Annotated in this window: 19 protein-coding genes and 2 pseudogenes; 14 read left to right on the top strand and 7 right to left on the bottom strand. The window is 52.5% G+C overall.

Features of this window, described 5'->3' with window-relative positions; translation table 11 throughout:
* Positions 1-113: 113 nt before the first annotated feature.
* The 6 genes and pseudogenes from F0319_RS22220 to F0319_RS22195 all read left to right on the top strand — a co-directional run.
* Positions 114-344: pseudogene (locus F0319_RS22220) on the top strand (IS3 family transposase); the annotation flags it as partial.
* 513 nt (positions 345-857) lie between these two features.
* Complete coding sequence (locus F0319_RS22215; protein ID WP_240168130.1) at positions 858-1,391, top strand: fimbrial protein; 534 nt, start codon at positions 858-860, stop codon at positions 1,389-1,391.
* Positions 1,392-1,482: 91 nt separating this feature from the next.
* The gene (locus tag F0319_RS22210) at positions 1,483-2,184 is read left to right on the top strand and encodes a fimbrial biogenesis chaperone (RefSeq protein WP_111965520.1); all 702 of its coding nucleotides are present in this window, start codon (positions 1,483-1,485) and stop codon (positions 2,182-2,184) included.
* Between the two features lie 53 nt (positions 2,185-2,237).
* A complete protein-coding gene (locus tag F0319_RS22205) occupies positions 2,238-4,913 on the top strand; it encodes a fimbria/pilus outer membrane usher protein (protein WP_149367803.1) in 2,676 nt (891 codons plus the stop codon).
* An 8-nt stretch (positions 4,914-4,921) separates the two neighbouring features.
* On the top strand, positions 4,922-5,962 hold the full coding sequence (locus F0319_RS22200) for a fimbrial protein (protein ID WP_188035119.1): 1,041 nt from the start codon (positions 4,922-4,924) through the stop codon (positions 5,960-5,962).
* A 9-nt stretch (positions 5,963-5,971) separates the two neighbouring features.
* On the top strand, positions 5,972-6,553 hold the full coding sequence (locus F0319_RS22195) for a fimbrial protein (protein ID WP_149367801.1): 582 nt from the start codon (positions 5,972-5,974) through the stop codon (positions 6,551-6,553).
* A 627-nt stretch (positions 6,554-7,180) separates the two neighbouring features.
* On the opposite strand, the pseudogene F0319_RS22605 reads toward F0319_RS22195, so the two are convergent.
* Positions 7,181-7,434: pseudogene (locus F0319_RS22605) on the bottom strand (EcoAI/FtnUII family type I restriction enzme subunit R); the annotation flags it as partial.
* 263 nt (positions 7,435-7,697) lie between these two features.
* Here F0319_RS22605 and F0319_RS22190 point away from each other — a divergent pair.
* The gene (locus F0319_RS22190) at positions 7,698-11,213 is read left to right on the top strand and encodes an AAA domain-containing protein (RefSeq protein WP_149367800.1); all 3,516 of its coding nucleotides are present in this window, start codon (positions 7,698-7,700) and stop codon (positions 11,211-11,213) included.
* 142 nt (positions 11,214-11,355) lie between these two features.
* On the opposite strand, the gene trpS is transcribed toward F0319_RS22190, so the two are convergent.
* Positions 11,356-12,357, bottom strand: a complete 1,002-nt coding sequence (gene trpS, locus F0319_RS22185; protein WP_149367799.1) for a tryptophan--tRNA ligase — start codon at positions 12,355-12,357, stop codon at positions 11,356-11,358.
* A 199-nt stretch (positions 12,358-12,556) separates the two neighbouring features.
* Here trpS and fosA point away from each other — a divergent pair, with 199 nt between their 5' ends.
* Positions 12,557-12,982, top strand: coding sequence for a FosA/FosA2 family fosfomycin resistance glutathione transferase (fosA, locus tag F0319_RS22180; protein WP_149367798.1), 426 nt, complete (start codon positions 12,557-12,559; stop codon positions 12,980-12,982).
* Here fosA and F0319_RS22175 read toward each other — a convergent pair.
* Positions 12,968-13,975, bottom strand: a complete 1,008-nt coding sequence (locus tag F0319_RS22175) for a LacI family DNA-binding transcriptional regulator (RefSeq protein WP_149367797.1) — start codon at positions 13,973-13,975, stop codon at positions 12,968-12,970. The two genes, fosA and F0319_RS22175, sit on opposite strands and share 15 nt — an antisense overlap.
* Positions 13,976-14,160: 185 nt before the next feature.
* On the opposite strand from F0319_RS22175, the gene F0319_RS22170 reads away from it, so the two are divergent.
* Both F0319_RS22170 and F0319_RS22165 read left to right on the top strand, forming a co-directional pair.
* Positions 14,161-15,252, top strand: coding sequence for a cellulase family glycosylhydrolase (locus tag F0319_RS22170; RefSeq protein WP_149367796.1), 1,092 nt, complete (start codon positions 14,161-14,163; stop codon positions 15,250-15,252).
* Between the two features lie 47 nt (positions 15,253-15,299).
* Positions 15,300-16,721, top strand: coding sequence for an MFS transporter (locus F0319_RS22165; RefSeq protein WP_149367795.1), 1,422 nt, complete (start codon positions 15,300-15,302; stop codon positions 16,719-16,721).
* Here the strand turns inward: F0319_RS22165 and F0319_RS22160 are convergent.
* The 4 genes from F0319_RS22160 to F0319_RS22145 are packed head-to-tail and all read right to left on the bottom strand — an operon-like array spanning position 16,684 to position 21,430.
* The gene (locus F0319_RS22160) at positions 16,684-17,505 is read right to left on the bottom strand and encodes an alpha/beta fold hydrolase (RefSeq protein WP_127729446.1); all 822 of its coding nucleotides are present in this window, start codon (positions 17,503-17,505) and stop codon (positions 16,684-16,686) included. The genes F0319_RS22165 and F0319_RS22160 overlap by 38 nt on opposite strands.
* A 30-nt stretch (positions 17,506-17,535) precedes the next feature.
* Complete coding sequence (locus tag F0319_RS22155; protein ID WP_149367794.1) at positions 17,536-19,155, bottom strand: MFS transporter; 1,620 nt, start codon at positions 19,153-19,155, stop codon at positions 17,536-17,538.
* Positions 19,152-19,559 carry a DoxX family protein gene (locus tag F0319_RS22150; protein ID WP_058648446.1) on the bottom strand — a complete coding sequence of 136 codons (408 nt, stop codon included), beginning with the start codon at positions 19,557-19,559 and terminating at the stop codon, positions 19,152-19,154. Before F0319_RS22150 ends, F0319_RS22155 begins: the two co-directional genes overlap by 4 nt.
* Positions 19,559-21,430: an amidohydrolase gene (locus F0319_RS22145; protein WP_149367793.1), complete on the bottom strand. Its 1,872-nt coding sequence runs from the start codon at positions 21,428-21,430 to the stop codon at positions 19,559-19,561. The genes F0319_RS22150 and F0319_RS22145 overlap by 1 nt, the downstream gene beginning before the upstream one ends.
* Positions 21,431-21,648: 218 nt before the next feature.
* Between F0319_RS22145 and F0319_RS22140 the strand changes: the two genes are divergently transcribed.
* From F0319_RS22140 to F0319_RS22125, 4 genes are all read left to right on the top strand, one after another.
* A complete protein-coding gene (locus F0319_RS22140; protein ID WP_047059056.1) occupies positions 21,649-22,335 on the top strand; it encodes a hydrolase in 687 nt (228 codons plus the stop codon).
* Positions 22,336-22,396: 61 nt separating this feature from the next.
* Positions 22,397-22,618, top strand: coding sequence for a DUF1427 family protein (locus F0319_RS22135; protein ID WP_115876575.1), 222 nt, complete (start codon positions 22,397-22,399; stop codon positions 22,616-22,618).
* The gene (locus F0319_RS22130) at positions 22,615-22,875 is read left to right on the top strand and encodes a XapX domain-containing protein (RefSeq protein ID WP_111964146.1); all 261 of its coding nucleotides are present in this window, start codon (positions 22,615-22,617) and stop codon (positions 22,873-22,875) included. The genes F0319_RS22135 and F0319_RS22130 overlap by 4 nt, the downstream gene beginning before the upstream one ends.
* Positions 22,876-22,898: 23 nt before the next feature.
* Positions 22,899-23,279: a response regulator transcription factor gene (locus F0319_RS22125; RefSeq protein WP_111964145.1), complete on the top strand. Its 381-nt coding sequence runs from the start codon at positions 22,899-22,901 to the stop codon at positions 23,277-23,279.
* The last annotated feature ends 5 nt before the right edge of the window (positions 23,280-23,284 follow it).

The raw sequence follows: 23,284 nt of genomic DNA, 5'->3' as shown, positions 1-23,284 counted from the left end.
AAATGTTTTATAACAGTAAGCGTCGGCATGGTTCGAGCGAGCAGATGCCACCGGCTGAATATGAAAACCTATATTATTAACAGCTCAGAAGTGTCTAGATTATCCGTGGCGATTCAAACCTAGCTCCGAGCATGAGCTAGCGTGACAATTGCTGGGATAATATGATGGCCGAATCTTTCTTCAGTTCGCTGAAAAAAGAACGCATCAGAAAGAGGATCTCCAAAACCCGGTAACTGGCTCGGGCGGGTATCTTCGATTACGTTGACGTGTTCTACAACCGGGCCCGGCGCCACAATTATCTCGGTGGTATCAATTCGGAGGACTTTGAACGCGCCTCGCCGTGAGGACAGTATTCGTCTACCGCGTGGGAACAGCCCAGTTTATGGGGTAAATTAACTTATAGCTTAGAAAGGGTATTATTTTTAGATAATTAAACTATTTTTTCTATTCCCTTCTCCGCAACAGCGTTACCAATTTCTCAAGCGTTTAAGTTACAATTCAGTTAACAGGTCTAATGTTCTTGTTACTTTTTTATCGCTTTATTAACAGGGATGACACCCTCGGTCTTACCTTTCTTATCCAGCGTGTGCGCTTAATTGAAGAGCGTCAGGATATTGTCAGCGTCGCTATCAAAAAATGAACTAACTATTGTAATTTTATATTTTCAAAAAATTAACAATTCAATAATTATACATTTTTTTATATTTTTTCACTATATGAATGTTGTACAAAAAAGGACATATGTTTTGTATTGTTTTTCATTCACCGAAATTATAATTATGCTCGGTTAAAGGAATTGATTAATCAATGTTCTTATATTGATTAACTTTTTGGTCTTCACGAGTAAGGATTTTTGTATGAAAACAAGATTTAATGGCGGCATGAAACTTTTGACTTTACTGGTAGCTTTTTCTGGTATCACACATACAGCTCTAGCGGCTGATGGAACAGTGAAGTTTAAAGGTAATATACTTGATACAGCATGTACAGTTGATTCTGGAAGCGCAGATCAAACAGTAACATTAGGTGATGTAGCGAAAGCAGCTTTTAAAGCAAAAGATGATACTGCTGCACCAACTAAGTTTAGTATTAAGCTGACTGCGTGTCCAACTGGTACTGTCAATGTGAAATTTGATGGAGTCAGCGATCCCGCGAATCTAGATTTGCTTAAACTTGATACAGGACAAACTGCTACTGGTGTCGCAATCCAAATTACAGATGCACAGAACAATCTGATTAAATTACACGAATCGAATTCACTTTCAGCCGTTACAGTTGCAACGGATAAAACAGCGACCATGAACTTTATTGCACGTTATCAGGCTACCAGCGCGACTGTTGGCTCTGGTACTGCTAATGCGACAAGTCAGTTTACGGTTATTTATAACTGATATGAGGATATGGGTATTTATTACTAATAAATACCCATATAGTTTTTAAATGTTTTTTGATAATAAAGTGTTTTTTAGGAGGCTCACTTTTATGAATATGAGAATTACTACTCTATTATTTTCGTTAGGCCTCTTTACTGCTAGCGTTCAAGCTGGGGTAATCGTTGGGGGAACGCGCATTGTCTACAATGGTAGTGCAAGAGAAGTTTCACTATCGGTAAAAAACGCTGATAAATCCCCTTACCTTATTCAGGCATGGGCTGACGACAATGGCGCTGATGGTAAAGTTAAATCAGCAAATAAACCTCCTTTTGTTGCAACACCACCTCTTTTCCGTCTTGACGAAGGGACAGAGAATTTGATTCGTATAATCAGGACTGGGGGAGATTTCCCTCAAGATCGCGAGTCAGTATATTGGATGAACATAAAGTCTATCCCTTCAGTAGCACGTAATAACGATAAGAATGTATTGCAAATATCCGTAAAAACACGGATTAAGCTATTTTATCGTCCAGATGGAATACAATCACCAACCGAAGATGATTTTAATAAAGTATCATTTAAGCGAAGCCAGGGCAAGGTTGAGGTTATCAACCCTACACCCTATTACATAAGCTTTTATACTTTAAAAGTAGGTGGGGTTTTATTAGACACAACTAATGTAATGGTTCCCCCAAAGGCTAGTGCTACTTACAACTATGCTGGTGGCAAAAGTTCAAGCGATAAGGTCGCCTGGCAGTTTATTAATGATTATGGTGGAAATAGTAAAGTCATTTGGTCCCAGCTGAGATAAGTTTTTAGAAGATTATCTTGGTAATATTTATAATTTTCTAGAGCAAATAAAGTATGATTTCTTTAATCTTTAAAAGAAAATTAAATCGTCTCTCTGGTTTTGTTTGCCAACGTCCTTTGCTATTTCATCCAAAAGTAAGCTTAATACACGTTGGTGTCACATTAACTTTATTTTTATTCGCGAAACAAAGTTTAGCGGAAGAGATTTTTTTCAATCCTAATGCTCTGGAAATTGATAATCCCAATACAACTCCGATCGATTTATCTCGCTTTTCAACTAAGGGCGGCCAAGCTCCAGGTACTTATCGCGTTGATATTTATATTAATAGTGAGCTTCAAGAAACCCGTGATGTAGAGTTTGTTGAGGGAACGACAGGTAAACTGATGCCAAAGCTCACGTTAGGGCAATATAGACGATGGGGTGTTGCCATAGACTCCGCTGCTGAGCTAAAAGATGTGGCTGAGGATAAAGTAATTACAGATCTGAGTAGCTATATTCCCTCAGCAAAAATAATATTCGATTTTCAACATCAGATATTAAAAATTTCTGTTCCACAGGCGTTGATGAGAACAACTGCTCAGGGAACAATTGATCCCCAATATTGGGATGAAGGCGTTACTGCGTTGTTGCTGAGTTACGGTTTGAGTGGATCAAGAGAGTGGCATAGTCAGGGGGTTAATGACAATTATTTTCTTAATTTGCATAGCGGTTTTAACATCGGTGGTTGGCGTCTGCGTAACTACAGCACTGCTATGCTTAATAAAAACAGCGATAATACTGGAAATAATAACGAGGCATCGAATGAAAATAATCACCTTAATTGGGATTCAATTGATACCTACATACAACATGATATCCCTTCAATAAAGGGGCAATTCATCGCGGGTGAAAGCTATACACCTTCTGATGTTTTCGATAGTATCCCCTTTCGTGGTGTGCAGATTGGCTCTGATGACAATATGATGCCCGACAGCCTACGGGGATTTGCTCCAACTATACGTGGCATTGCTAATAGTAATGCTCAGGTAACGGTAAAGCAAGACGGAAACGTGATTTATCAAACTTATGTTTCTCCTGGAGCATTTTCGATTAAAGATTTGTATCCGACATCATCAAGTGGTGAGTTACAAATAATAGTTAAAGAATCTGACGGTTCAGAGCATACATTTATACAACCCTTTTCTAATGTTGCTGTAATGCAACGTGAAGGGAATCTCAAGTATGCTGCAATGGTAGGGAAGTATCGTCCTGTTAGTTCTCACGATGATAACTCTTTAATAGAACAGTCAACATTAATTTATGGATTACCTCATGACATGACGGTCTATGGAGGGGTTCAACATTCGCCAAATTATCGATCAGCCGCATTAGGTTTAGGTGTCGGTTTAGGTGATTGGGGTGCCTTCTCAGTGGATGCAACTCAGGCCAATACATCGTTAACGACAAATGAAGGAGATATAAATAAAAAAGGTCAGTCATATCGCTTTCAGTATTCAAAAAGTATTGCCGCTACTGACTCGACAATTACCTTAGCTGGTTATCGTTATTCCACTAAAGGGTTTTACACTCTGCAGGAGTCGCTGGACTACGACCAGCCTGATGATACATATAATAATAACTGGCATGGTAACAAGCGTAGTAAGCTCCAATTAACCTTCTCCCAAAATCTTGTGGGACTTGATTGGGGGTCCTTAGCAATATCAGGGTACCAGCAAGATTATTGGAATGAAGAGGGTTATGAGCGTAATCTTTCGGTAAGCTATAACAACTCTTTTGTAAATGGCATTGCGTGGTCATTAATGTATATGTATACGCAATATACAAATAAAAGTGCAAATACAAGTTCAAATACGCATGCTAATAATAACAAACAAGTTTCGATCAATGTCAGTATCCCATTAGGAAAATGGCTTCCAGGTGCTTATGCTACCACTAGTATGAATAGCGATCTTCATGGTGGCATGTATAGTCAGGCTGGAATTAGTGGTACTGCACTTAAAGATAATAATCTTTCTTATTATATGTCTCAGGGTACTGGAAATAACAATCAAAATTATAATGGCCAGGTGGGGATGGATTATAAGGGAAGCTATGGGGAATTAAATGTAGGTTACAACTATAGTGATAACTCCAGGCAGGTAAATTATGGTGCACAAGGATCTGTAGTGGTCCATCAACATGGTATCACTTTTGGTCAGCCTTTGGTTGGCGATATTTCAGCGCTGGCACTTGTTGAAGCTCCAGGGGCGGACAATGCTAAAGTAAATAATGGCACTGGGCTGAGTACTGACTGGCGTGGCTATACTATTGTACCTTATTTAAATTCCTATAGACGTTCTCGTATAGCCCTTGAACCATCAACATTGAAAGATGATGTTGATATTAAAAATAACGTTACAACTGTTGTACCAACAGCAGGTGCCGTAGTTGCTGCTGCCTTTAAGACTAATGTAGGACATCGAGTGTTAATAACATTTCAACAGGATAAATTTGCAGTGCCATTTGGTGCAATGGTTTCTGTCGATGGTAGTGAAAACCCGGATGTCGGTATTGTGAATGAGAATGGCGAAGTATACCTGAGCGGTCTTCCAGAGCGTGGAAGCATAACCGCAAAGTGGGGTTTAAATAACGAAATGAAATGTCACGCTGATTTTGTATTACCAGCTAGTACTGGTAAAAATAAAAGAAAAGATATCGGCTTGCAACAAATCAATGTTATCTGTAAATGAGAAACGTTATGGCATTTTTTAAAATAAAGTACAATGCTTATCCGTTATTTATTTTTCTTGTAATATTTTTCGGATATTCACATCATGCGAGTGCAGCTACGGGGTGGTGTACCCCTACAAGCGGTACTCCATATACGTTCAATGTCGATTTTACATCTACTATTACCGATCCTTCTCTCGATAATCCAGGCAAGATTATAGATCCTGTAGATTCGTGGGATTTAGGAACAACGTATAGTATTACATGTGATTGTGATGGTACAACCAAAGCGAGAATGTTTTCGGGGCGCTCAACTCTTACGCAGTATGGAGTTTACAATAGTAAAACATATTATAATTTAAATGATAATATGGCTCTTGCAACTACGATCTTTGTCGGTGGGAATGGTTATTATACGGTTCCATTTGAAAATATCAGTAATAATTCACCGGACAGAGCCTGTAATACGCCAATTAATAATGCTAACTCCGGCTCAAAAGGAACTCTTTCTTTATATATCAAAAAAGGATTTATTGGTTCACTTGATATTCCCCCCACTTTGGTAGCATCAATGTATTCATCAAGAACGTCGGGGAGTTATTCATCTACTCCTATATCTCAAGTATATATCAGTGGCACTATAAGCGTCCCACAGTCATGTAAAATTAATGATGGGCAGATTATAGATATAGATTTGGGCCGACTGGTAGATGCCTCACTAAAAACTAAGGGAGCGAAACCCGACGGGTATGAAGAAAAAACTGCATCGGTAAACTATAGTTGTACTAATATAGCAGAAGGTCTTAAGGTTAAGTTTAGCTTTAATGGTCAGGCCGCGGCTGGGGATTCCACTTCACTTTTAACCAGTAATAGTGATATTGGGGTGCGAATTGAAGATCGCAACGGGGCGATTGTTTCCCCCAATAGTGGAGACTTGCTCACGGAATTTGATGCAAGTACACAAACAGGTAATGCTTTGTTTAAAAGTTATCCGGTTAATGTGTCAGGAAAGTTGCCAGCACCGGGTAAATTTACAGCGACAGCTACCGTTATGATGAATCTGGAGTGAATCGCTAAAATGAATAAATTCTATAAGGTATTATTTAATTGCGTGCATATCTCTAAATTGGGTATTGTTAATAGAAGTCGTCTTATTGCAATGTTTTTTTTGTTGCCGCAATTTGTTTATGCTTATACAGCTTTCGAGGGGGTGCCAATTAAATTTCATGGTGAAGTTTTTGCTGCCACATGTGATATTAAAGGCATTGCAGATCAAACAGTAACCCTTGGCGATGTGAGTACAATTGATCTTGCTGAGGCAGGCGATGTATCTCGTGCGATACCATTTTCGATTACGGTCACCTGCCCTGAGAATGGACCAAAAAAAGCAGTCGTGACCTTTAGCGGCACAGCAGCATCCGACCCATCACTACTAGAATTAGATAGTGTTACCGGTGCGGCAACTGGCGTGGCGGTTAGAATTAACCAGGGTGATACTACGACTGAATTGAAACTTAATAATCCCTCAGCGGCCATAGCTCTCATTGGCGGGGATAATCTATTAAGTTTTAATGCGCAATATCAGGCTCTCGTATCGCGCCCTCAGATAACTCCTGGTGTTGCAAATGCAACCGCTCAGTTCACAGTTACTTACCCTTAACAATGTAAATCGGTGAGGTATGTGGCGCGAAATTTTATTCTTTTTAACCATCTAATTCCATGTTCTTTACATCAATTACATGTTGGTTTGCATTAAAACTGAATTAGATGGTTTGCAACTTTATCTTTAAAGACTAATCGTCATAATTTTTAAATAGAATAACCATAGGATTCTATTTAAAATTTATATATGCGGTGCTTATTCCTGGCAATATAAAGGATGATATTTGTATAATTGTGTGATCTTGGGTTTGAAACGAGGTTCATAATTATTCAAGTGTTATTTCGCGAGAATGTTTATTGAACGAGCATACTTTTTTAGAAATACATCGCATAGGTTTACTTGCCCTGGGTGATACATGTTGCATTGATCAAATACCAGTATGCTATCAAATTCTTTCAGGCTATAGATTCGGTCTTCAATCTCTTCGTCGTTTTATCCAGCCGGCCAGTAGCATTCCTCAATCGACGTCAGGTCTAAGAAATTCGGTTCTACCTATTTTTAGGCTTTCTGATGATCTTCCTGCCTGGTAATAGCTTTATATAACCTAAGGTGAACATAGCTAGCCGATTCTGTGGTTAGTACGGTTAGGTTGGCCATTGCCGTACCGAAAGGGGGGAATCGCGTGCTGATGGCGTGCTTATTGGTCCTGGTTTCGATAACCGCCAGCGGCAAGTTAGGTATGCGGTACTGCAAGATATCGGCAGATTCCACATTGATAGGTGAGGCCAGTTTGCCAAGGCTAAAATTTTACCATTCCGAAGTTTTACTTTCTGACGGGTATGTGACGCGACATCCCAGCCTGCGGTCTTGACGGCGGGCAGGATATATTTGGGGATAATGTTTTTTTCCGTCAGATGAGTTTTGTTTTCGCCAACTATGGCAGAGCATTCAACGAGATTGGATTAGCTCCGGTTTTACTGGATTAATGTATCAGGTAATGAACTGAAAAGGTGTTTTGGGGAACCACGGGCAAATTCAGGAGGACAATTCCAATTATTAGCATTCGTCCACCACGGGAATTTAATACATGTTTGTTACGAACAATTTATTGCGATCTCGCTCGCAACGTGGACAATACTTAATTATGCGGAGAACTTATAGCAGCGAAATCAATAATTTCATTTAAGTCACGGGATGGGGAATGGACAGTAACACTCAGGGATTCACTTCATACTGGCGTAATACCTTAGCTGATGCCGAGTCTGGAAAAGGGGCATTTGAGCGTAAAGATGAAGCTTCATTTACTCAGTGGGTGAATGTCGATCGGGGCAGGTTGGATGAAGAGATCGTGCAGTCGTTCTTCGAGGGCGAAGACGAGCAGGTTAAAACCGTCGAGGTAATGTTACGGCCGCAGGTATGGATCCGCCTGTTAAAGCATGGCAAGGAACGTACGGCAGGGGCACCTGGTATCGTTACACCAGTGGTGACTTCTGCTCTGTTGAACCGTGAAGGCTTTTTGTTCCCCGCATCTCCTGCCACCATTCCCCGCGACCTGCTTGAACCACTCCCCAAAGGTACCTTTTCTGTTGGTGAGATGGCGGAATATGACAAATACAAAACCACGCATGATTCATTCACTTTTGGTCCTGATGTCGATGACCAGCAGCGTGAGGAAACAGACGAACAGCGGGCGGAACGATATGCTCGCTATAAGCAGTTGTGGCAAAAGTACCTGAAAGACACAAATGAACTTTTAAAAAGTGTGGCCGGGAAATGGCTTGATTCTCCAGAGCAATATGAGCAGGCTGGACATGGCTACATTATTAAAGCCAACCAGTCTGGAGGGGCAAGCATTCATATCCTGCCTATGTACGATCATCTACTGTCGTGCAAAAAAGAGGTGCCATTGCTGGCACGCTTTGCTTCAAAGGATAAATCTCCTGTTGAGCCGCTTCTTGCCAGTCATGCCATGTTCAGTGAGCGTCTGGGACATTCCGGCGATAAGTTTCCGCTGGCGGTCGCACAGCGCGATGCGCTTAGCCATTATCTAACTCAGCAGCCGGGCGATATTCTTGCCGTCAACGGTCCTCCGGGAACCGGAAAAACTACGCTGGTACTCTCTATCATTGCCACGGAGTGGGCGAGGGCGGCGCTTAACAAAACTGAACCGCCAATGGTGATTGCGACATCGACAAACAATCAGGCCGTTACCAACATAATCGAGGCCTTCGGTAAAGATTTTGCTACCGGCAGCGGGCCTATGGCCGGCCGTTGGTTACCTGATGTAAAAAGCTTTGGTGCCTACTTCCCGTCTTCAAGCCGAAAAGTCGAGGCAGCAAAAAAATACCAGACGGAAGACTTTTTTAACCGTGTTGAATCACTTGAATACGTAGAAGATGCCCGATTCTTTTTCCTTGAAAAGGCAAGCGCAGCTTTTCCGACTGTGTCATGTCATTCACCTGAACAGGTTGTGGAGCTCTTGCATCAGCGATTAGTTGAACTCTCTGCAGAGCTTGAGCAAATCGAACCTGCGTGGGACGCCCTGAACGCCATACGCGAAGAGCGGAACGCCGTCAGCGACGATCTCGAACAGTATATTGAGGATAAGAGAACATCACTGCTTAATAGCACAAATGAAATCTCGCTATTAACGCAGGGCAAAAAACAGTGGGAACAATATCGAGCCGGTGAGTCGATCATGTTTGCTCTCTTCTCCTGGCTTCCCGCCGTTCGTACTAAGCGTCACTATCAAATGAAGCTGTTTTTGGAGGCTACGTTTGGCGAAAGAATGACTGCATTCCAGGGAACTCTGCCTGATGGAATTGATGCTTTTATCGATGGCCTGATTGCACAATCGCATAATGAACAGACCGGGTATCAGCAGCAGATCGCTATTGCTGAGGACATTTCCCGACGTGAAAGCGAAGCGGCACTGCGCTGGCGCGAGATTACTCGCTCACTGGGAAATCAGGACGAAGCAGAGTTGAGTCTGCGCGAAGCCGATGAACTTGCCGATACACAGCTCCGTTTCCCCGCGTTTCTGGTGGCGACGCATTACTGGGAAGGTCGTTGGCTGATGGATATGGCTGCTATCGATAACCTTCAAAAAGAGAAAGGTCTCAAAGGGGCGAAGACCATTAAAGCCCGCTGGCTGCGTAGAATGAAGCTCACCCCTTGCGTCGTGATGACCTGCTTTATGCTTCCTCACCATATGCTCGTCAGGGAACACATTGGCGGTAAAAAGTTTGATGATGGTTATTTATATAACTTCGCCGATTTGCTGATTGTCGATGAAGCGGGGCAGGTACTTCCTGAGGTTGCCGCTGCATCCTTCGCACTGGCGAAGAAAGCCCTGGTGATTGGAGACACAGAACAGATTGCGCCTATCTGGAATAGCCTGCCTGGTATTGATATCGGCAACATGGTTGAGGAAAACATTCTTCCGGGAGGTACGCAGGAAGAACTTACTGAAGCGTATACCCTGGTGTGTGAATCTGGAAAAAGCGCTGCCTCTGGCAGCGTTATGAAGGTTGCGCAGTTCAACTCGCGCTACCAGTACGATCCGGATTTGGCGAGAGGGATGTACCTTTATGAACACCGTCGTTGCTTCGATAACATCATTGGCTACTGTAACACCCTATGCTATCACGGTAAGTTGCAGCCCAAACGAGGAGAAGATAAAGAGACAATATTTCCTGCAATGGGTTATCTGCATATAGATGGTAAAGGTATGCAGGCAAGTGGTGGAAGTCGCTATAACGACTTTGAAGCGAAGACGATAGCAGCCTGGCTTGCCGCGCATAAAGAAGAGATTGAGCGGCACTACAATAAACCTCTGCATGAATTAGTCGGCGTTGTGACCCCATTTTCGGCGCAGGTCAGCGCGATTAAGTCGTCATTGCGTAAGCTGGATATCAATTGCAATGGTGACGAAAGCTCACTGACAGTAGGTACGGTCCACTCATTGCAGGGAGCCGAACGAGCAATTGTGCTGTTCTCTCCGGTGTATTCGAAACATGAAGATGGCGGATTTATCGACAGCGACAGCAGCATGCTGAACGTTGCCGTTTCGCGTGCTAAAGATAGTTTCCTGGTCTTTGGCGATATGGACCTGTTTGAGATCCAACCCGGATCGTCACCTCGGGGACTGCTGGCGAAATACCTGTTTGCTTCCACCGATAATGCATTGCAGTTCGAGTTTCAGGAGCGCCAGGATTTAAATACCTCACAAACACAGATTTCAACCCTGCACGGGGTGGATCAACATGATGCGTTTTTGAATCAGACTTTTGACGAGATTAATCAGAGCATTACTATCGTTTCCCCGTGGCTCACCTGGCAAAAGCTGGAACAGACCGGTTTTCTGGCGTCGATGTCTCAGGCGCGCGCCCGCGGCATTGATATCACTGTAGTAACGGATAAAACATTGAATACAGACCATGCCAATTTCGAAAAGCGAAAAGAGAAATATCAGCGTCTAAATGAAGCCCTGGAAAGGTTGAATGAAATGGGCATCACAACGAAGCTGGTTAACCGTGTTCACAGTAAGATTGTGATTGGTGATGAGGGGCTGCTTTGCATCGGTTCCTTTAACTGGTTTAGCGCCTCGCGAGAGGAAAGATATCAGCGATACGATACGTCGATGGTCTATCGCGGCGATAGCTTAAGAGCAGAGATCAATACGATTTACTCCAGCCTTGAGCAGCGTCAGTTATAAAAAGATATACAGTGCCTGAGCACCCTTATAAATCACAGGGTGCTCAGGAGGTTTAATAAAATCATGTCTATTAACCCTTAAAAACATTTTGTCGGTGCCATTCTTACACACTTCACCGCCCAACCTCAATTAATTCACCTAATCAAAACACCGGCACCCCCAGCCCAACCTTCACCTCCTTCAACGTCTCCTGCGTCACTCCCTGCGCCCGCTCCGTCCCGCGCTTCAGCATCGCCATCAGCTCGCCCTTATCCTGCATATACATCGCCCTCCGCTCCCGCATCGGCGCAATCAGCTCCTGCAAACACGCCTCCAGCTCGTTCTTGCACGCCCGGTCGCCCAGCCCGCCCGCCTGATAGTGCGCCTTCATCGCCGCCACTTTCTCCTTGTCCGGATGAAACGCGTCGAGATACGTAAACACCACGTTCCCCTCAATCTGCCCCGGGTCGCTCACCTTCAGGTGGTTCGGGTCGGTGTACATGGCGCTCACCGCACGATGAATCGTCTCTTCGCTGGCCGAAAGGTGCAGCGTGTTGCCCAGCGATTTCGACATCTTGGCGCTGCCGTCGATGCCGGGCAGGCGGCTGGTGTCGCTCAGCATCGCCTTGCAGTGGCGCAGCACCGGGGCGGGCAGCAGGCTGTTCATCTTGTGCACAATCTCGTTGGTCTGCTCAATCATCGGCAGCTGGTCGTCGCCGACGGGCACGCACTCGGCCTTAAACGCGGTGATGTCCGCCGCCTGGCTGATGGGGTACGCCATAAACCCGACCGGCAGCGAGCGGGCGAAGCCCTTCTGCGCAATCTCGTTTTTCACCGTCGGGTTACGCTCCACGCGGGCGACGGTGACGATATTCATATACAGCATCGTCAGCTCGGCGAGGGCGGGCAGGGCAGATTGCAGGCAGATCGTGGTCAGGTTCGGGTCGATGCCCGCGGCGAGGTAGTCGGCCAGCACTTCGGGGATGTTGTCGCGGATCTTCTGTGGGTTGCTGCCGTTGTCGGTCAGCCCCTGCAGGTCGGCAATCAGCACAAACTGGTTGTGCGTCTGCTGCAGCGCCACGCGCTGGCGCAGCGATCCGACGAAGTGGCCGAGGTGCAGCGGACCGGTTGGGCGGTCGCCGGTGAGGATGGTTTGCTTGTTCATAAAGACTCCTTAATGGGCAGTTGCCGAAAGGGGTCTTAGATGTGAGAAAGCCGCCTTTCGGCGGCTATCTGAAAATGGGGAAAACTACTCCGTGCCGCCTTTAAGAAGGCAGCCACCAGCGGTTTACGGTGAGCACGGCGTGGTTTATGTTCATCTCTTTACCGTACCACGTCCGGCGCGAAAAACAAAAGGGCACGTCATGCTGCAATCACTCAACCATCTGACCCTCGCGGTCAGCGACCTGCAAAAAAGCCTCACCTTCTGGCACGAGCTGCTGGGCCTGACGCTGCACGCCCGCTGGAATACCGGTGCTTATCTCACCTGCGGCGATCTTTGGGTCTGTCTGTCGTACGACGAGATGCGCTATTACGTGCCGCCGCAGGAGAGCGACTATACCCACTACGCGTTTACCGTGGCGGAGGCTGATTTTGAACCGTTCTCGAACAAGCTGGAGCAGGCGGGCGTCACCGTCTGGAAGCAGAACAAAAGCGAGGGGGCGTCGTTCTATTTTCTCGACCCGGACGGGCACAAGCTGGAGCTGCACGTGGGCAGCCTCGCCGCGCGGCTGGCGGCGTGCCGCGAGAAGCCCTATGTGGGCATGGTGTTTACCTCAGACGAGGCTTGAGGCGCGCACCTTCAGCCTGCCCGCCAGCGTCACGTGCGTGGCGGCATCTTCCTGATTGCACAGGTACTCCACCGCCAGCCGTCCCAGCTCGCTGTAGGGCAGCTGGATACTGGTCAGCGGCGGGGTGAGCTGCTCGGAAATCTTCTGGTCGTCGTAGCCCGCCAGCAGCATGTCCTGCGGGATGCGCACGCCATTCACCGCCAGCGCCTGATAGCAGCCAATCGCCAGCCAGTCGCTGGCGCAGAAGATGGCGTCCGGGCGCTCGGCCAGTTCCAGTAGGGAAGCTGTCGCGGTAAAGGACTCGCTGAACTGCCAGTTGGTCTGGCGCACCAGGCCGTCGTCGCACGCGAGTCCGGCCTGCTGCAATGCCGCCTGGTAGCCTGCCAGACGCTGGCGTGAGGCCTCCATCCAGCTCTCGCCGGTGATGTGGGCGATGCGCGTGGCCCCGCAGGCGATGAGGTGTTTAGTGACCTGAAAGGCGTTGGCGTAGTCGTCCGGGATAAACGACGGCAGCAGCGGCGAGCCGGGATCGCGCTGGTTGAGCAGCACCAGCGGGATGCGGGTGCAGTCCTGGAATGCCGTCATGTCCACCAGCGTGGTGATCGGGGAGGCGAGGATAATCCCGATGCAGTTGCGCTTCTCCAGCTGGCGGATGATGTTCAGCGCTAGCTCGATGTCGTCGCCGTAGTCGTAGACGGTGAGCAGGGTCTCGTTGCGCCACGCCGCTTCCCGCGCCTGGCTGATGGCGTCGATAAACGGGTCAAAGCTCTGCAGCGAGCTGACCAGCAGGGCGATCTCTTCCTGGTTGCGCGGGGCGTGAACGGCGGGGAGGCGGTCGTAGCCGAGCTCGGTAGCGACGCCAATCACCCGCTGGCGGGTGTCATCGCTGAGCTTGATGTTGCGGGACTGGTTAAGCACCAGCGATACCGTCGCCTGCGACACGCCCGCCGCCCGCGCAATATCGTTCATCGTCACTTTCGTTTTTCGCTTCATCCGTCCTCTCCCTTTCGCGATTTCGCATCATACCCTAACCGCACGCTTTAGCGCCGTCGATCACGTTTCTCATTCATCGAAGCGTGAACTTTGTGAGAGGCATCGCTTTTCTTCGTGCGGCAAATTGCGCATTTATCCCGCAGCTAATATTTATTAGCTAAATATTATCAGTAAGAGGACGCGTAATGAAAGAGCAGTGGAGCAGGGAGCAGGCACAGGCGTGGTATCAGCAGAAGGGCTGGCTGTGCGGGTTTAACTATCTGCCGTCGACGGCGGTGAACTGGACCGATATCTGGCAGGCAGAGACCTTCGATGTCGGGACGATTGACCGCGAGCTGGGCTGGGCGGCGGAGGCGGGCTACAACACCCTGCGCATCAACCTGCCGTTTATCGTCTGGGAGCACGACCGCGACGGGCTGATGGCGCGCATTGACCGGTTTTTGACGATTGCCGACGGTCACGGGTTCAGCACCATGCTGACCCTGATGGACGACTGCGGCTTCTCCGGCGACGAGCCTTACCTCGGCCCGCAAAAGCCGCCGGTGCCGGGCAAGCACAACAGCCAGGCGGCGGCGAGCCCGGGGCGCGACAAGGTGTGCGATCCGGACTGTTGGGCAGACATTGAACGCTATATCCGCGACGTTGTCCGCCAGTTCCGCGAGGATAAGCGCGTGCTGCTGTGGGATCTCTACAACGAGCCGGGCAACCGCGGCATTTTCGCGACCGGCACGCAGGAGGTGCAATACGACGCGAAGCTGGAGACCTGCGCCCACGCGCTGATGAAGCTTGCGTTCCAGTGGGTGCGAGAAGAAGACCCGACCCAGCCGCTCACCGTCTGCGCCTGGCGTCTGCCGCCGGAAGAGGAGGGCGAGACGTTCTTCCGGCATCCGCTGGACCAGACCGCGCTGGCGCTCTCGGACGTGGTGAGCTTCCACGCCTACACCCACACGGGACGCATGACGGCAATTATCCAGCAGCTGCAGGCGCTCGGTCGCCCGCTGTTCTGCACCGAATGGCTGGCGCGCCACGTGGGCAGCACCATCGAAGAGCAGCTCCCGCTGATGTACGCGGCGAAGGTCGCGCCGTACCAGTGGGGGCTGGTGCGCGGCAAAACCCAGACCTGGCTACCGTGGCCGGTGGTGATGAAAGAGTCCACGGACTACTGCCGCCTCTGGTTCCACGACGTGTTTGAGGAAAACGGTATTCCGTTCTCGCGCCGTGAAATCGCCCTGATGCAGCAGCTGCGCAAGATCGCCCCTCAGGCGCAGGACAAATAATATCGACCCGGCGGTCCACCGCCGGGCAACCAGGCAGGCATATAACAATGGCAACGACAATGAAAATACCGTCTCGCGAGCTGTGGTCTTATTTTGGTTATGGTTTAGGTCAGTGTTTTAGCTTTGGTTTAGTGGGTTCGTTTATTAACTATTTTTACACCGACGTGCTGGGGATTTCGGCGCTGGCGGCGAGCACCATCTTCCTGATTGCCCGCGCGTGGGACGCGGTACACGATCCGCTGTTTGCCAGCATCATGGACACCATTAACAGCCGGTTCGGCAAATTTCGCCACTTCTTGCTGATCGCCCCGCTGCTGATCACCGGCGTCACGCTGCTGTCGTTCTATAAAATCGAAGCGGACATGACCACCAAAATCCTCTACGCCGGGGTGACCTATATTCTGTGGGGGACGCTGTACGCCATCTCCGATATCCCGTTCTGGTCGATGTCGTCAGTGATGACCAACGACTCCGGGCAGCGCACCCGCGCGGTGACGGCGGCGATGCTCGGGGTGAACGCCGGGATTGCCTGCGCCAACATCTTCTTCCCGAAGCTGGCGGCCTACTTCGCCCAGTACAGCAATGACAAAGGCTACTTTATGGCGGCGCTGGTGATGATGCTGGTGGGCCTGCCGCTGATGCTCAACGGCTTTATGCAGATCAAAGAGCGCGTGCCGCCGAGCCCGGAGAAGGTGACCATCCGCGACACCTTCCACAACCTGCGCCAGAACAAGCCGCTGTTTATCGTCCTGCTGTCGTTCTTTTTCTGCGTGTTCCACAACGTGGCGGGCGGGCTCTATATCTACTTCTTTATCAACAACCTGGGCGACGGCAGCCTGCAAATGGCGATTGGCGTGATGGGGATAGTCGCGGCGGTGCTGTGCCTGGTCGCCCCAATGCTGACGCGCCGGATGCAGAAGCGGAAGCTGTTTATGATCCTCTGCGGGCTGGACGTGGCGGTGCGCGTGGTGATGTGGTTTGTCGGCTATCAGCAGGTGACGATGCTGTTTATTCTGCTCGGCCTGAGCACGCTGTTCGTGATGATGACCAACATCCTCACCTCATCGATGATTGCCGACACCATTGAGTACGCGGAGTACCACACTCACAAGCGCTGCGCGGCGATCACCTTCTCCGGGCAGACCTTCACCGGCAAGATGTCGGTGGCGGTGGGCGGCGGGTTGATCGGCGTGTTTCTGACGATGATCGGCTACGTGCCGCAGGCGCAAATTCAGAGCGAGAGCGTGCTGTCGGGGCTGTTCTTCGGGATCTGCCTGCTGCCGGCGATAGGCTCGCTGATCCGCATGGGCTTTATGTCGCGCTTTACCTTTACCGAGGAGAAGCACACGGAGATTTGTCGGCTGCTGGCGGAGCGGAACGCGTCTGCGAAAGCGCCGGGTGGCGGCTGCGCCTTACCCGGCCTACAGAAAATTACAGCGACTTCACAAACGCCAGCAGATCTTCGTTGAGCTGGTCCTGGTGGGTCAGCGCGAAGCCGTGCGGCGCGTTGTCGTACACCTTCAGCGTGGCGTTTTTAATCATCTCTGCCGCCAGCTTGCCGGTGCTTTCAAACGGCACGATCTGGTCGTTGCTGCCGTGGATCACCAGCGTCGGCACGTCGATTTTCGCCATATCCGGACGGAAGTCGGTTTCGCCGAACGCGGTCACGCAGTCGATAGTGCCCTTCAGGGACGCCAGCAGGGCGATGTTCAGCGTCTGGGTCAGGGCTCCGGCAGAGACGGTCTGCCCGGCGTTGGTGCCGTAGAACGGGGTGGCGAAGTCGCTGATGAACTGGGCGCGATCTTTACGCAGCCCGTCGCGAATGCCGTCGAACACGCTTTGATCCACACCCTGCGGGAAGGAGTCGGATTTGCCGAATATTGGCGTCACCGCGCCCAGCAGCGCCAGACCGGCCACGCGCGCGCTGCCGTAGTTGTTGATGTAGCGCGTCACGTCGCCGCCGCCCATGGAGAAGCCCACCAGCGTCACTTCGCGCAGGTCCAGGGTGGTGATCAGATCGTTGATGTCGGACGCAAAGGTGTCGTAGTCGTAGCCGTTCCACGGCTGATCCGAGCGGCCAAACCCGCGACGGTCAAAGGCGATGGCGCGGAAACCGCGCTCGGCCAGGTAGTTCAACTGGCTGTCCCACATGTCGCCGTCCAGCGGCCAGCCGTGGCTGAAGAGAATCGGTTTGCCCGCGCCGCCTTCTTTGTAGTAAATCTGCGTGCCGTCTTTTGCCTTAAACGTTGCCATAGTGTGTTCCTGTGCAGGTGATGGTTATGGTTATACCGGCGCGACCAGATAACGAATTGCCGGTGATGTTGTGCCCTGATGAAAAGCCAGAACGCGGCTTTGCAGCAGGAGGTCATTCATGGTGTGGCGCTCCTGCTGGCGCAGATGCTCTATCCACGAGCCCATCAGGAAGGTCTCAATAAACAGGCCGGGGCGCTCAATATCCTCATATACCGCCCAGCTCATCGCGCCTGCGCGGCGTCGCACCCTGCGCAGCTCGTGGACCGCCTCCAGGAAGGGTTTCGCGTTGTGCGGGTCGATGATGTACTCGTGCGAGACCAGCACCGGGCCGCGCTCGTTCGGCAGGTCGATCTCCACGCCGTCCAGCGGCTGTCCGCTCAGGTCGAGGTTTAATTCCGGGTCTTTCTCAAGCTTCCAGCGGAACACGGTGGCGCTTGCCAGCACCATCCCCAGCGTGGCGACAACCAGCGCGGTCGGGGTGCCGAACCGGGAGGCAATCTGCCCCCAGATGGCGCTGCCCGTGGTCATTGAGCCGAAGAACACCGTCAGGTAAACCGCCAGCGCACGGGCCTTCACCCAGCGGGCGGCGCTGCGCTGCGCGCCGAGGTTCAGCGTCGAGAGCACCGCAATCCACGCGAAGCCGGTGAAGAACTCAAACAGGTTGAGCAGCCAGACGTGGCGCACAAACGCCAGCGCCAGCATGGTGAGGGCAAAGACCAGGCTCGCGGCCACCATCAGCCGGTCGGCGTTCAGCCGCTGGCGCAGGCGCGGCAGCAGAATGGCCCCGGCAATGGCGCCCAGGCCAATGCACGCCAGCATCACGCCGTAACCCGCCGGGCCTAAGCCCAGCTCGCGGCGCGCCACCAGCGGCAGCAGTGCCCAGCCCGCGCTTCCGAAAACGAAGAAGGCCACGGTACGCACCAGCACGTTGCGCAGCACCGGGGCGGCGTGCACGTAGCGGATGCCGGTGCGCACCGCAGAGAAAAAGTGCTCCGGCGGCAGACGCTGAATGGGCGGGGCCGGACGCCAGCGCCACAGCACCCACGCCACGCCAATCACGGACAGCGCGTTCAGGGCGAACACCATCCACGGCCCGGCGAGCGACAGCAGGAAACCGCCCAGCGCGGGGCCAATCGCCCGGCTGATGTTCACCCCGAGCGAGTTCAGCGCCACGGCGGCGCCCAGCTCCGGCTTGCTCACCAGATCGGGCACCACGGCCTGGAACGGCGGCGAGCTCATCGCCGCCCCCACGCTCAGCAGAAACGTCGCCACCAGCAGAACGGCGGGGGTGACGTGTCCGGTGAAGGAAAGCACCGTCAGCCCGGCGGCGGCGATGAACACCCACAGCTGGGAGAAGAGCAGGTATTTACGCCGGTCAACGATGTCCGCCATCACCCCGGACGGCAGGGCGAAGAGGAACATCGGCAGGCTGCTGGCCGCCTGCACCAGCGCGATATCCAGCGGGTCGGCGCTCAGGGTCAGCATGCTCCAGTTGATGCCGACGTCGCTCATCCATGAGCCGACGTTAGAGACCACCGTGGCGATCCACAGCATGCGGAACACCGGCTGGCTCAGCGGCTGCCAGGGAGAAACCGTCGATGCGGGCGTCGTCTCGACGTGTGCGTCGCGAACGTCGTTAACCTGGGTCATGCGAACCTCTCCGCTGCCTTACGCTGCAGTCGCCACTGGCCCGGCCCGGTGAGGGCAAGGGTGGTGAAGATAATCAGCAGCAGCCAGCCAAACTGCCCTTCGGCAATCGACCAGTTCGGGTGGACCGCCAGCATCGCCACCAGCAGCACGGCGATAATCGGCAGGCACGCCAGGCGGGTGTAGACGCCCGCAATGATAAACAGCGGGCAAATCACCTCGGCGACAATCGCCGGGATCAGGCTGGCGTAAGGCCCGAAGCCGAACGGATCTTCAATGCGCGTCAGCTCTTCGCTGAAGTGCAGCACCTTCGGCAGGCCGTGCACGTAAAGCAGCAGCAGGCTGCCGGTCAGGCGCAGGAAGAACAGCCCCAGGTCGATCCGGGGCGGCATAGTGGTGTTTTTCATCAGAAAGCAAAGCAGCTGCAGCCCAGCGCCCCCCAGAAAGCGTTATCGTCTGACACCGGCATCTCTGAGGTGCGGGCGAAATCATGCTGGTGGCTGTGAACCCCGCACGGGCCGCTGCAGTGGTGGACGGCGCTCATGCCCACGCGTGCGGCCTGCGGCGGCGCGCTGCGGTAGTGGCCCGGCACCTTCACCACCGGGGACCACTCGGGCAGAACCGGAATAGCAGGCGGCGCGAGCGGACCAAAGCTGCCTGCGGCGTAAACGATGTCGCCGTTCACCACCGTCAGGACGGACTCGATGCCCTTGATCTCCTCTTCCGGCACGCGGAAGTAGTCTTTGCTGAGAACGGCCAGATCGGCGAGCTGGCCGACCTTGATCTGCCCCTTCTGGTTCTGCTCGCTGGAGAACCACGCGCTGCCCTGGGTCCAGAGCATCAGGGCGGTATCGCGATCCAGACGGGCGCTGTGATCGTACATCTGCATCCCGCCGACGGTGCGACCGGAGACCAGCCAGTAGAGCGCGGTCCACGGGTTGTAGCTCGCCACGCGGGTGGCGTCCGTTCCTAAGCCCACCGGCACGCCGGTCTCAAGCATTTTCGCTACCGGCGGCGTGTGGCGGGTGGCTTCAATGCCGTAGCGTTCGGCAAAGTACTCGCCCTGGAAGGCCATGCGGTGCTGCACGGCAATGCCGCCGCCGAGCGCTTTGATGCGGTCGATGTTGGCCTGGGTAACGGTTTCCGCGTGGTCGAAGAACCAGTGCAGGCCGTTGAACGGAATGTCGCGGTTCACCTTCTCGAAGACGTCCAGCATGCGGCTGATGGATTCGTTATAGGTAGCGTGCAGGCGGAACGGCCAGCGGTGCTCCACCAGATGGCGCACCACGCGCTCCAGCTCGTCCTCCATGCCCGGCGCGAGGTCCGGGCGCGGCTCGAGGAAGTCTTCAAAATCGGCGGCGGAGAAGACCAGCATCTCGCCCGCGCCGTTGTGGCGGAAGAAGTCGCTGCCCTGGCCCGGCGTGAGCATGTCGGTCCATTTTTCAAAGTCTTCCAGCTCGTGGCCCGGACGCTGGGTAAAGAGGTTGTAGGCGATGCGGATGGTCATCTGCTTTTTCTCGTGCAGCTCGGCAATCACCTCGTAATCTTCCGGGTAGTTCTGGAAGCCGCCGCCCGCGTCGATGGCGCTGGTCAGCCCCAGACGGTTCAGCTCGCGCATGAACTGACGGGTGGAGTTAACCTGCTGCTCCAGCGGCAGCTTCGGCCCTTTGGCCAGCGTGGCGTAGAGGATCATGGCGTTCGGACGGGCAATCAGCATCCCGGTCGGGTTGCCGTTGGCGTCGCGCTGGATCTCGCCGCCCGGCGGGTTTGGCGTGTCTTTGGTGTAGCCGACCACCTTCAGCGCGGCGCGGTTGAGCAGGGCGCGGTCATACAGGTGCAGGATGAAGACCGGGGTATCCGGCGCGGCGTCGTTAATTTCGTCCAGGGTCGGCATGCGGCGCTCGGCAAACTGGAACTCGGTCCAGCCGCCCACCACGCGCACCCACTGGGGCGACGGCGTGCGCAGGGCCTGCTCTTTCAGCATCCGCAGGGCGTCGGCCAGCGAGGGCACGCCTTCCCAGCGCAGCTCGAGGTTGTAGTTCAGCCCGCCGCGGATCAGGTGCAGGTGCGAGTCGTTCAGGCCGGGGATGGCGGTGTGGCTTTTTAAGTCGACCACTTTGGTGCCTTCGCAGTGGTGTTGCATCACCTCGGCGACGGTACCCACTTCCAGAAATTTTCCGTCGCGCACGGCAACGGCTTCCGCGACGGGGTTCTCGCGATCGACGGTGTGAAACTGGCCGTTAACCAGAATGAGATCGGCTTTACCGAGGGTAACCATAACTGCTCCTGACTGAGAGGGGAATGGTCAGGATTATGGGAACCGGTTTCGGCAAAGATCCAGTTATACAATAGGATAGGTATACCAAAGTATAACTATACCTAAGGTTAACTATACGAAGAGATAATTACGCGCGGAGAGGGAAAACCGCAGGATGAGAGTGACTTTATCGTCGCGGCGCTCGCGGCGATTTCTACCCTTAACCACTGGAAAATGCTATGACCTCTTCAAAGCTCGAAGTGTTAACCCCTGCTAACTGTCAGGTAATCTTTATCGATCACCAGCCTCAGATGGCGTTTGGCGTGCAGTCTATTGACCGTCAGGTGCTGAAAAACAACACCGTGGCGCTGGCGAAAGCGGCTAAGGTGTTCAACATTCCAACCATCATCACCACCGTTGAGACCGAAAGCTTCTCCGGCAATACCTATCCGGAACTGCTGGACGTGTTCCCGGGCCAGGACATTCTGGAGCGTACCTCCATGAACTCCTGGGACGACCAGAAGGTGCGTGACGCGCTGAAGGCCAACGGCAAGAAGAAGGTGGTGGTTGCCGGTCTGTGGACCGAAGTGTGCAATAACAGCTTCGCTCTCTGCGCGATGCTCGAAGGCGACTACGAAATTTATATGGTGGCGGACGCGTCCGGCGGCACCTCCAAAGAAGCCCACGACTACGCGATGCAGCGCATGATCCAGGCGGGCGTGATCCCGGTGACCTGGCAGCAGGTGATGCTGGAGTGGCAGCGCGACTGGGCGCGTAAAGAGACCTATACCGCGGTGATGGACATCGTGCGCGAGCACTCCGGCGCGTACGGCATGGGCGTGGATTACGCCTACACCATGGTGCATAAAGCGCCGTCTCGCCAGAAGAGCGAGCACCGCACCTTAGCGCCGGTCCCGGCTCGCTAAGTTCCGCTGGCGGGCTGGTCCCTCATCCGGCTCGCCGCTGCCTCTTTCTCTGGAGTTCATAATGAGTACTGGGCTGATATCCCTTGCGGCAGGCGTGTTGATTGGCCTGATGTATGCCGTGCTGAAGGTGCGCTCCCCCGCGCCGCCCGCACTGGCGTTGATTGGCCTGCTGGGGATGCTGGCGGGTGAACAGGCGACGCGCCATCTCTTATCCCGGGACGGCGCGACTCCTCCTCAGGTGACCGTGCCGCAGGCTAAATCGCAGACGGGAGCGTCCTCATGAAGGCATGGATAATTTCGCTGGTGTGCGGCGTGGTTGCTGGGGTAATTTACGCCCTGCTCGACGTTCATTCCCCGGCACCGCCGGTTGTCGCCCTGCTTGGCCTGTTCGGCATGCTGGTGGGGGAACAGCTCATCCCGGTGGGACGACGTTTACTGAGTCGCGAACCGCTCACCCTCGCCTGGTTTCGTCACGAATGCGTACCGAAAATCAGCGGCTCGGCACCCCCTGCGCCCGCGAAGGACGATCGCGACGTATAATGATTTTTTAGAGGAAAGACAGCATGACGCTGCCGTGGCGCATTGCCATCATTGATGACGAACGTTCCGTCCGCAGCGGGCTGAGTAATCTCCTGGAGTCGGAAGGGTATTCGACCGATACGTTTGATTCGGCAGAGGTATTTCTGAGCCATCCGCTTGCCCTGTCCGGCGCGGCGCTGGTGATCACCGACATCAAGCTGCGGGGCATGAGCGGCCTGGAGCTGTTTGAAAAGCTGCGCCTGCTGGCCGTACCGCCTCCGCCCGTGCTCTTTATCTCCGGTCATGCTGATGAAAATATGCAGCGGTACGCTCTCGGTCTGGGCGCCGCTGCATTTTTGCGTAAGCCCATTAACATCGATATTCTGCTGGATCATATTCAGCGGGAGCTGGCCCGCCGACAATAAGGATC

This window comes from Enterobacter vonholyi (genome assembly GCF_008364555.1).
GTDB classification, from domain to species: domain Bacteria; phylum Pseudomonadota; class Gammaproteobacteria; order Enterobacterales; family Enterobacteriaceae; genus Enterobacter; species Enterobacter vonholyi.
This window is presented reverse-complemented; position numbering and strand designations above follow the sequence as displayed.